This is a genomic window from Desulfosarcina sp., assembly GCF_055467485.1.
This window is the reverse complement of sequence record NZ_JBUOIV010000006.1, coordinates 141,589-151,697: the sequence shown is the minus strand read 5'-3', so window position 1 is coordinate 151,697 and position 10,109 is coordinate 141,589. Positions and strand designations below refer to the sequence as shown.

The following is a 10,109-nucleotide window of genomic DNA, read 5'->3' as shown; positions in this document are numbered from 1 at the left end:
ATCGCATCCGTGCGGCCAGACTGGTGGGAAACCCCGGTTGCTACCCGACCTGTGTCCTGCTGCCGCTGATCCCCTTGATCGGACAGGGCCTCGTGTCCCCGGCCGGCCTGGTGACCGCCCACGCCCGCATTGAAAACGGGCGGGTCGAGTGCGTTGACTTTCACAATGTGCCTTCTTTCGTTCTGGCCCTGGACCAGACGGTCGAGGTTCCCGGCCTGGGAGCGGTGCGCTATGACATCGCCTACGGCGGGGCGTTCTATGCCTTCGTCAAGTCAGACGACCTGCGTGTGACCACCTTGCCCGGGGATTTCAACGTCCTGATCGACAAGGGCATGGCAGTCAAGCGGGCCGTCACGGCCGCCGGCCCGATCACCCATCCGTTCGAGGCCGACCTGAGCTTCCTCTACGGCACGATCATCGTTGGCCCTCCCCGCAGCCAGGGGGCCCACTCCAGCAACGTGTGCATCTTCGCCGACGGGGAGGTGGATCGCTCGCCCACCGGCACCGGCGTGAGCGCACGGTTGGCACTTCATTACGCCCGCGGAGAGATCGGCGTGAACCAACCCATCGTCATCGAGAGCATCCTGGGAACCCGCTTTACCGGCCGGGTGGTTGAAACCACCACTTTCGGGCCATACGACGCCGTTATTCCGGAAGTGGCGGGCAATGCCTGGATCACCGGCCGCAACGAATTTCTGATGGATCCGGCGGACCCGCTTAAAAACGGATTCCTCTTCCGATGAGCGGCCTCCCCATTTCCCAATCATCGTCATAACCCCCTCCGGTAATCTCTTGAAAGGAGCGTTGCATACCATGTCCAATCTGGTGAGACATGCCCCCCGATTCAGTGAACAGCAGGCTTCCGCTCTGGCCAGGGACCTTTTCAGTTTGACGGCCTCGGCCGAGCTTTTGCCCAGCGAGCGGGATCAGAATTTCCGGTTGCAGGACGACAAGGGAGGCCGGTTCGTACTCAAGATCGCCAATGCCGCGGAGACCCGCGAGGTTCTGGAACTCCAGAACCGGGCCATGACCCACGTGGCGGAAAAGGGTGCCGCCCGGTTTGAGGAATTCAGCCCCTGCCCCCGGGTCCTGAGCGCTGCCGGCGGCGAGGAGATCCTGTCGGTCCCCGGACAGGGCGGCGCCAGCCATTTCGTGCGCCTGCTGTCCTATCTGCCGGGAAAACCCCTGGCAACGGTCAACCCCCACGACAAGGATCTGCTCTTCAGTCTCGGTTCGTTCATGGGCCGCATCGACCAGCTGTTCATGGATTTCGATCACCCGGCCACCCGCCGGGCGTTTCACTGGGACCTGGCCCGCTGCGGCGAGGTGACGGCATCACTGCTGGACGACATCGATGACGGTGGAAAGCGGGATCTGGTTCGGCATCGACTGGACCGCTATCTCAGCCACACGGCGCCGAAACTGCCGGGCCTGCGTTCCAGCGTGATTCACAGCGACGGCAACGACTACAATGTGCTGGTGTCACCCTATGGCCGCTGGGGCAACCGGGTCACCGGGCTCATCGATTTCGGCGACATGGTTTATTCTCACACGGTCAACGAACTGGCCATCGCCTGCGCCTATGCCCTCTTGGGCAAGGCCGATCCCCTGGCCGCCGCCGTCCGGGTGATCGACGGCTACCACCGCGCCCTTGCGCTCACGGAGACCGAACTGGCGGTGCTCTTCGACCTGATCTGCATGCGCCTGTGCACCAGCGTCTGCCACAGTGCCCACCAGATCCGCCTGGCCCCCGAAAACACCTATCTGCTGGTCTCCCAGCAGCCCGCCTGGGAACTGCTTCACCGGCTGCAGCCGATCAGCCCGGGTTTTGCCGAGGCGTGCTTCAGGGATGCCTGCGGGTTCGACCCGGCACCCCGGTCCCGCAGTGTTGTCGCCTGGCTGAAGGAAAACCAGGCCTCGTTCACCCCGGTTGTGGACGCATCGCTGCTGGATGGTGAACCGCCGGTCATCGACCTGAGTGTGGGCACACCGCTGCTGGGCGCCGGGCCGCAAAAAGACGATGCGGCGGCGATGACGCGCATCATCTTCCGGGAGATGGCCGATGCCGGCAGCCGCCTCGGCATCGGCCGATACAACGAAGCCCGGCTGATCTACACGGCCGATGCGTTCAAGGTGGAGACGGACACCGCCCCCGAATACCGCACTGTTCACCTGGGGCTGGACCTTTTCGCCCGGCCCGGTGAACCGGTATACGCCTTCATGGGCGGCCGGGTGCACAGCTTCCGGAATAACGCCGCCCGCCAGGATTACGGCCCTACCATCATCTTGTCCCATGAGACGGACAGCGGCATCCTATTTTATTCGCTATACGGGCACCTGGCGGTCACATCGCTGGACGGCCTGGAACCGGGCATGTCCGTCAGCGCCGGACAGCCGATCGGCACCATCGGCACCTCAGCGGAAAACGGCGGCTGGGCGCCCCACCTTCACCTTCAGTTGATCACCGACCTGCTGGGACTGGAAGGCAACTTCCCCGGCGTTGCCCGGCCCAGCCAGCGGCGGGTGTGGACCGCCCTTTGCCCGGATCCGGGAGTGGTCCTGGGACTCGACAACGCGCCGCCGGCAGCGGAAGTCCGCCAGGCGGACGAAATCATGGCCATCCGGCGGAAACACCTTGGCAAAAGCCTCAGCGTCTCCTACGATACCCCGCTGAAGATCGTGCGCGGCATGGGTGGCTTCCTCTACACCGAAACCGGGCAGCCATACATGGACGGGGTGAACAACGTCTGCCACGTGGGCCACTGCCACCCGGCCGTGGTGGCAGCCGGCCAGCGCCAGATGGCCGTGCTCAACACCAACACCCGCTACCTGCACGACAACATCGTGGACTACGCCCGCCGCCTGCTGGCCACCTTTCCGGAACCCCTGAGCGTGTGTTTTTTCGTCTGCAGCGGCAGCGAGGCCAACGAACTGGCCCTTCGCCTGGCGCGCACCTTTACGGGGCAGCGCGACGTCATCACTGTGGACGGGGCCTACCACGGCAACACCCAGGGACTGGTGGACATCAGCCCCTACAAACATGACGGTCCCGGTGGGCAGGGGGCACCGGACTGGGTGCAGACGGTCGTCATGCCCTGCGGCTACCGCGGGATCCACAAGGGCACCGGGACACCATCCGGCATCGCCTATGCCCGCTTTGTGCAAGAGGCCATCGCGCGTATCGAGACCTGCGGCCGCAAGCCGGCGGCCTTCATCTGCGAAAGCATGCTGGGCTGCGGCGGACAGGTGCTGCTGCCCGACGGCTACCTCCGGGCCGCCTTCGATCACGTGCGCGCCGCCGGCGGGGTGTGCATCGCCGACGAGGTCCAGGTGGGATTCGGGCGGGCCGGCTCCCACTTCTGGGCCTTCGAGACCCAGGGGGTGGTGCCGGACATCGTCACCCTGGGCAAGCCCATGGGCAACGGCCACCCGGTGGCGGCAGTGGTGACCACGCCCGAAATCGCCGGTGCCTTCAACAACGGCATGGAGTACTTCAACACCTACGGCGGCAACCCGGTTTCCTGCGCCGTGGGCATGGCCGTGCTGGACGTGATCCAAGCCGAAGGACTGCAGGAAAATGCCCGAACGGTGGGCGCCTATCTGCTAGAGCGGTTGTCGACCCTGAAAGAGAAGTCCTGGCTTGTGGGCGATGTGCGCGGATTGGGGCTTTACCTGGGGGTGGAACTGGTCACGGATCGCGACACCCTGGCGCCGGCGGCGGACGAGGCGGCCTACATCTGCAACCGCATGAAGGATTACGGGTTTCTGATCAGCACCGACGGCCCCCTGCACAACGTGCTCAAGCTAAAGCCGCCGATCATCTTCTCAAAATCGAATGCCGACGCCCTGGTGAATGCTTTGGAGAAAGTCTTTGCCGAGGACTGCCTGCGGGGATGAGCTCTTGAAAAGAGCACCGGTATTCAATGCCTGTTTTGACCATTCAAAAAAATGATGAATTGCCTGTCGATTGGTGCCTGAACTGGATAAAGGAGCGTTATGAATTCAATCTGTGTTTTTCTCGGGTCAAGCACCGGCAACCATCCGGCTTATATGGACGCCGCCGGTGCGTTGGGGCGAGAGTTGGCTGTGCGCGGATTAACCTGTGTGTATGGCGGTTCTTGCACCGGACTGATGAACCGGCTTGCCGAGAGCGCGCTGGCTGCCGGTGGAAAAGTCGTGGGTGTGACGGTTCAAGCGCTGAAAGATAAAGAGGAATTCCATCGCGGATTGACCGAACTGCATGTCTTGCCAACCATGCATGAACGGAAAAATCTCATGGTGCAGCTTGCCGATGGATTTGTTGCACTGCCGGGCGGGATTGGCACGTTTGAGGAGTTTTTTGAAGTGTACACCCTGCAGCAGATGGGATTTCACTCAAAACCGTGCGGGTTGTTGAATGTTAACGGCTTTTTTAAACCGCTTGAATTGATGCTGGAAACCGCTGAAAGGGAAGGCTTTTTAAAAAACCCTCACCAAAAGGCGATAATCCGTGCACGGAATCCCGGTGAACTGATCGACCTTATGGTACAAAAAGGGGTTTCTTCATGAGGCAACCGCATCCAGGCCGTTCCTGCCGCAGGAGGCCCTGCGTGCCATGTGGGTGCCGGTCTTCCATTAAAAACCGTTCTCGATCAGCGCCATCGCGCGAGAGTATGATGCAACCATCAAGGATGTCGGCATGTGCCGCCGGTGTGGCCTGCCCGCAACATATCGGCAGATGATGTCACCATGGTGGGCAAACCGATGATGACCATTAAACAAGATGGTTGACATCGCCTTGTGCAACCCAATCGTTCAATCAGGCAAACCATTCATTTCAGGTGGAACAGCGACAGGTAGGTCACGGTTCCCAGGTCGACGGTGTCGCGGCATTCAAAACCCAGCGGTGCAAGGACGTTGCGCAGTTCCTCGGGCGACAATCGCACCTTCTCCGGCGGCCCCGGCGGCCCGGGCATTTTCTTGAATTCGACCACGGCCAACTGCCCGGCCGGTTTGAGCACCCGGACGATTTCGTTCAGCGTACCGTGGTGGGTGCCGTCTTCGATCAGGTCGTGGAGCACCGTGGCCATGAGGCAGATGTCGACGCTGTGATCGGTTAGGGGAATTTTCCGGCTGACGTCGCAGACGGTGGCGTCGATGTTCTCCAGCTCCAGGGAGCCGGCCTTGAGCCTGAGCTTGACAATGCCTTCCTCCCACAGGTCAAGGGCGTGCACCGTTCCCGTCCCGCGCATCTGGCGGGCCATCTCGATGGCGTAGTTGCCGATCCCGCAGGCCACGTCGAGAAACACGGTTCCCCGGCGAAGATCGAGGGCGGACAGGAAGGTGGCGAAATCGATGAGATCGAAGCTGCTCTTGCCGGCGGCGATGGGTTTGTGTGCCATGGTTATCCTTTGTTCCGGTAAAAAGAAAAATCACTTCCTGGTCAGTTCAACAACCACGTCTTTCGGCAGTGCCAGATTGGCGGCGACCTGCATCGTTTTGCATATGGCCGCGGGCACCACGCACGCCTCGCAGCAGCCCTTTTTCTGCAGTACCGGGCGGCAGATGCCCAGGACCACGCTCTCGGCAATCGGGGTCAGTTCCTGGAAGGCGTTGATCGGGTTTCGGGCCTTGATCCGCTTGCCCAGTTCCTTGATGGTTTCGCAATCGCTGCCGATGCGCAGATCGACATTCATCCCGTCCCGGGTCTCGGCCGTTACCCTTGTTTTGAACCCGCACACGCCGGCGTCTATTTTAGCGCTTGCTTTCATGGCGCTCTTTCCCGGTGGTTGACGGTGTGTGGTTGGCACCGTCGATCCTGGCCTGGATGCACTTTCGCGGGCCGGATGTCAAGGATACATCAGCAAGGTGCTAAAGGATATGGGGGCAAACCGGCCCCGTCAACCCGATGGAAGAGTTCTGCGCCGCCCCGGAATACTGCAATCCGCTGCCCGAAAAATCAAGGGCCATACGGCAGAAGGTCCCTACGACGGTGATCAGCGGACGCCGCCGGTGTTGCCGTCAAAACGGTCATGCTGGCCAGCAGTCTCGTAACCATGGACCGCCGACAGGGATACTCGAAAGAAGTAAAAAACAACTCTGCCCAAATCAGCCTCGATGATCTGAACAATTCATTTTCTTTAGCTACACAGCTCTCATGCATGGAAAAATCGAGGTTTAATCATTCAAATATAAAAATTGCTGGCTTTGCCAATTGGTTTCCAATCGGTTTTATGTGCCTTTGGTATTCTTTTTTGTTTCCTGGCTTTAGATTCGAACTTGACTTTGTGTTCCAATTGGCACCAGCAATTATTTTTAGGATAGTCTATATCATGCGATCAAGAAAGTTTAATAAAATTGCACTTCAATTGGCCGAAATGAAATGATAAAAGGGAACAACCCTGTCCCGCTGTGGCCTTGATTCCCTCGCCGCAGAGGCCGAGCGCTGCAAATCCACTACTCGCGGAGAAAAAGTTGATCATTAAAACAGCAAACGATTCAGATTTAATTGATGTGCTGCACATAGAAGCTGAAGCATTTGGGCACAGCAAGGAAGCGAACCTCGTCAACGACCTGCTGAATGACGAAAGTGCCAGACCACACCTCTCCCTGCTTGCCATGGATGGTGATGAGGCGATTGGACACATTCTTTTTACCCGGGTTCGAATAACCGGAAGTGAGGATTCACTCTCCGCCATGATTCTTGCTCCGCTTGCAATCCTGCCAAATGCTCAAGGCAAAGGTGTCGGCGGCGAACTCATAAAGGAAGGGTTGCGGCAACTGGCAGAGGCGAAGGTCGATCTTGTTTTCGTTCTGGGCCATCCCGGTTATTATCCGCGATTCGGGTTTGAGCCGGCTGGCCTTTGCGGGTTCGACGCACCTTACCCTATTCCGGCTAAAGACGCCCCTGCCTGGATGGTGCGGGAGCTGAGGCCGGGAATTATTGAAGGCCATAGCGGAATGGTGATTTGTGCAGCTGCGTTAAACAAACCTGAGCACTGGCGGGAATAAACCCGGACACGCAATAAAATCGCTCATTTTACACCCCTCACCCTGTCCCTCTCCCCGAAGGGGCGAGGGGACGTTGACACAACGGTGGTTCGTCAACGGAACTGGGCAGGCGTGCGGGATTTTCTCAACCCTCCAAGGGCGAGGGGCGGTGGTGGTGCTCCCATCAACCTGTTCTTCAGCTCACGAAGGGTTTAACTGGCTGCCGTTGACGGCTTGCCCAGAAGATCGACGGCCGCCCGGCAATAGGTCTCGACGCCGGTGAGCAGGATATCTTCATTGAAGCCGAACCGCGGGTTGTGGATCCCGGCATAGGCATCGTTGCCCGCACCCAGGCAGAAGAAACAGCCCGGGACCCGCTCCAGGAAAAAGGCCATGTCTTCACCGCCCAGCGTTTTTTCCGGCACGACCACGCGTTCATCGCCGACGACCTGGCCGGCGATGCGCTTCATCCGGTCGGCCATGTCCGGATCGTTGACTGTGGGCGGATACCCCTGTTCATAGCTCATTTCATAGCCGGCCCCCATGGAATTGCAGACGCCCTTGACGACCATTTCGATGATTTCGGGCCAGCGTTCCCAGGTTGTCTTGTCAAAGGTTCGTGCGGTGCCGCAAAGTGCAGCGGTTTCCGGGATCACGTTGAAGGCGGTGCCGGCCTCGAATTTTCCGACGGTGATCACCGAGGGGCTCAAGGGGTCCATCCGGCGGCTGACGATGCGCTGCAGGGCGCCGACGACCTGGCAGCCGGTTTCCAGGGCGTCGACGCAAAGATGGGGCATGGCCCCGTGCCCGCCCTTGCCCGTGATGGTGATGTCGAACCGGAACATGGCCGCCATCAGCACGCCGGCCCGGATGCCGATGGTTCCCTCGGGAATCGTGGGCCAGATGTGGCAGCCCAGGGCGTAGTCCACCTGCGGATGGTCCATCACGCCGGCTTCGATCATGGGCTTGGCGCCGCCCGGCCCCTCTTCGGCGGGCTGGAAGACAAATTTGATTGCGCCGTTGATGCGGTCTTTGAGGGCATTCATGACCGTGGCGGTGACCAGGGCCATGGCCGTGTGGCCGTCATGGCCGCAGGCGTGCATGACGCCGGGGTGCCGGGAAGCAAAGGGCAGGCCGGTTTCCTCGGTGATGGGCAGCGCATCCATGTCCGCCCTGACCAGCAGGGTCGGGCCGGGGCGGCCGGTGTCCAGCAGGCCCACCACGCCGGTGCGGGCGACCCCCGTGACAACGGCAAGACCTTCGCGTTCGAGGTAGTCGGCCACGTAGGCGCTGGTCTTCGCTTCCCTGAAACCCAACTCCGGAATGCCGTGAAGTTCCCGGCGGACGGCGATGAGCCGTTCCTTGCATGATGCGATCTTGTCCTTTACTTGCATGGCGACACCTGTAGCCGCTTTTGGTTGATTGAACAGCCGAACTGCTGGGGGGTTCGGCAACAAATCCGGGTTTACGGCCTGCGAGCCGCGAAGGCGTGCCCGTTTCCCGTCGTTTGCAGCAGGGTTGACGAGCGATGAAGCACAGCGCAGGCACCGGGTTTGCCTCCGCAGCGTCATCATTAACTCAGAAACAGCCGGCATGCAACCATGGCGAAGGTCACTTCGGCCGCATCGCTGCTTTCGAATGGGGTGTGGGCGGTCATTGACGCGGGTCATGGGACGGGGTAACGTCGTATAACCTTTTTATCAGCTTTATCAGCATTTTTTTCGATCTGTCGGATCGGGCGCGTGAGCGAAAGACGAGATCGCCTCTGCACATAGAAACTATCGGCGTCTTTCGAACCGCTGGTTGAAACGAATAGAACTCGCATCCTTGAGCTGCAACCTCATACCCAGTGTATTCATGATGCTTTTGGACTCGATTCTGTTGATCCCTTCGGCAGGCAAGATCTACGCACTTTATACATTCAGGAATAATGCGGTTGCCGTATACGGGACAGTCGACAAAACGCCTCCGGTGGGCGGGGCGGGTTTTGGCGGCCGGCCCTTGGTTCGATACCCAGACCGTGAAGGGAACGTTCATGTCTTCAAGAGCAGGGACAAAACGCATTTCTTCGTTGCGCCCCGAAAAGGGGAAAAAATAAAGGTGCTGTATCTAAAAGCGGATCCGTGAACGCCCATGGTCGACAGCCGGTTGCACCATATCATCATGCCGTTGCTCTTTATCGCTGTTGCTGCGGCGGCCATCTATAGGTCTCTTAAAAATATCTGGTCTGAAATTACGGCACATTAACTGCCGGCTGATTCCAATCAATAACGGTATAACGGTATAAAGGATTCCCATGCGACTGTTTCAACTCAGGGTTTCAATTGTCGGTGTGCCCAAGGTCTATCGAATCATCGATGCCAGTGAAAACTGCACGTTTGAAGATCTCCATGAAACGATCTTCGGTGCCTTCAATCGGTACGATCCGCATCTTTACTCATTTTTCATTACCAAGTCGGACACTAAAAACTTTCGAACGATTTGGAGCGCCCCTGAAATCACCCACCCGGAGAATACCGAGGATTTTATGGGGTTCGGCGAAAAGAAGATGTCAGTCGCAACAATCAAGATCGGTGATGTCGGACTGAAAGAGAAAGACGTGTTTCACTACCTGTTCGATTTCGGCGACGACTGGTGGCATCGCATTCGCGTGCAGTCGATCAGAAAAGGCGCATTCAGGCGCGAGCACAAACATATAATGGTTGTTAAATCGGTGGGTTCGTCGCCGCCGCAGTATCCGGACTACGACGAGTATGAGGATGATGAGTATTGATGGTTCCGCAAAAAGCTTTTATACGCTACCGATGACCATAAACTTGAAAAAAGCCGCTATGGCGAAGGGGCGGCATTCCGCCGCGATTCGTTCCATTTGATCGCGGCGGGACGCCACCCCTAAAAATCCATCAAACCTTCGTCAACCCGACCCGCATCGAGGAGAATGGATTGAACATACGCAATGGAACGGCTGCGGACATCGAAGCCATTAACGCGGTCACCGCAGCAGGATTCAAGGATCACCCGATCAGCAAGCAGACCGAGCCATAAATCATCCAATCGCTGCGGGCGACCGGCGCGCTGGTCGGCGACCCAGCCTATTAGCGGCATTTCGGTTTCGGGAACACTCTGGAAATGATCCACGA

The 10,109-nt window shown here is 59.0% G+C and carries 9 protein-coding genes; 5 read left to right on the top strand and 4 right to left on the bottom strand.

The genetic code is table 11. The features are described 5' to 3' along the window. The 3 genes from ACZCED_RS05180 to ACZCED_RS05170 form a co-directional block, all read left to right on the top strand. Nucleotides 1-743, top strand: a 743-nt coding sequence (locus ACZCED_RS05180; RefSeq protein WP_464860351.1) for a proline racemase family protein, incomplete at its 5' end; no start/stop codon positions are given. Between the two features lie 70 nt (nt 744-813). Beyond that, the gene (locus ACZCED_RS05175; protein WP_462967842.1) at nt 814-3,897 is read left to right on the top strand and encodes an aminotransferase class III-fold pyridoxal phosphate-dependent enzyme; all 3,084 of its coding nucleotides are present in this window, start codon (nt 814-816) and stop codon (nt 3,895-3,897) included. A gap of 99 nt (nt 3,898-3,996) precedes the next feature. Further along, nucleotides 3,997-4,548 carry an LOG family protein gene (locus ACZCED_RS05170; protein ID WP_462967841.1) on the top strand — a complete coding sequence of 184 codons (552 nt, stop codon included), beginning with the start codon at nt 3,997-3,999 and terminating at the stop codon, nt 4,546-4,548. 263 nt (nt 4,549-4,811) lie between these two features. On the opposite strand, the gene ACZCED_RS05165 is transcribed toward ACZCED_RS05170, so the two are convergent. Beyond that, nucleotides 4,812-5,381: a class I SAM-dependent methyltransferase gene (locus ACZCED_RS05165; RefSeq protein WP_464860350.1), complete on the bottom strand. Its 570-nt coding sequence runs from the start codon at nt 5,379-5,381 to the stop codon at nt 4,812-4,814. Nucleotides 5,382-5,411: 30 nt separating this feature from the next. Then, nucleotides 5,412-5,750, bottom strand: a complete 339-nt coding sequence (locus tag ACZCED_RS05160; RefSeq protein WP_462967839.1) for a DUF6951 family protein — start codon at nt 5,748-5,750, stop codon at nt 5,412-5,414. Nucleotides 5,751-6,453: 703 nt separating this feature from the next. Here ACZCED_RS05160 and ACZCED_RS05155 point away from each other — a divergent pair. Continuing rightward, complete coding sequence (locus ACZCED_RS05155; RefSeq protein ID WP_464860349.1) at nt 6,454-6,990, top strand: GNAT family N-acetyltransferase; 537 nt, start codon at nt 6,454-6,456, stop codon at nt 6,988-6,990. A 191-nt stretch (nt 6,991-7,181) separates the two neighbouring features. Here ACZCED_RS05155 and ACZCED_RS05150 read toward each other — a convergent pair whose 3' ends face one another. Beyond that, nucleotides 7,182-8,363: a M20 metallopeptidase family protein gene (locus ACZCED_RS05150; RefSeq protein ID WP_464860348.1), complete on the bottom strand. Its 1,182-nt coding sequence runs from the start codon at nt 8,361-8,363 to the stop codon at nt 7,182-7,184. A gap of 902 nt (nt 8,364-9,265) precedes the next feature. Between ACZCED_RS05150 and ACZCED_RS05145 the strand changes: the two genes are divergently transcribed. Next, entirely contained in the window at nt 9,266-9,742 is a 477-nt protein-coding gene (locus ACZCED_RS05145; RefSeq protein WP_462972138.1) for a plasmid pRiA4b ORF-3 family protein, read from the top strand. A 119-nt stretch (nt 9,743-9,861) separates the two neighbouring features. Here ACZCED_RS05145 and ACZCED_RS05140 read toward each other — a convergent pair whose 3' ends face one another. Further along, on the bottom strand, nt 9,862-10,107 hold the full coding sequence (locus ACZCED_RS05140) for a hypothetical protein (RefSeq protein WP_464860347.1): 246 nt from the start codon (nt 10,105-10,107) through the stop codon (nt 9,862-9,864). Nucleotides 10,108-10,109: the final 2 nt, after the last annotated feature.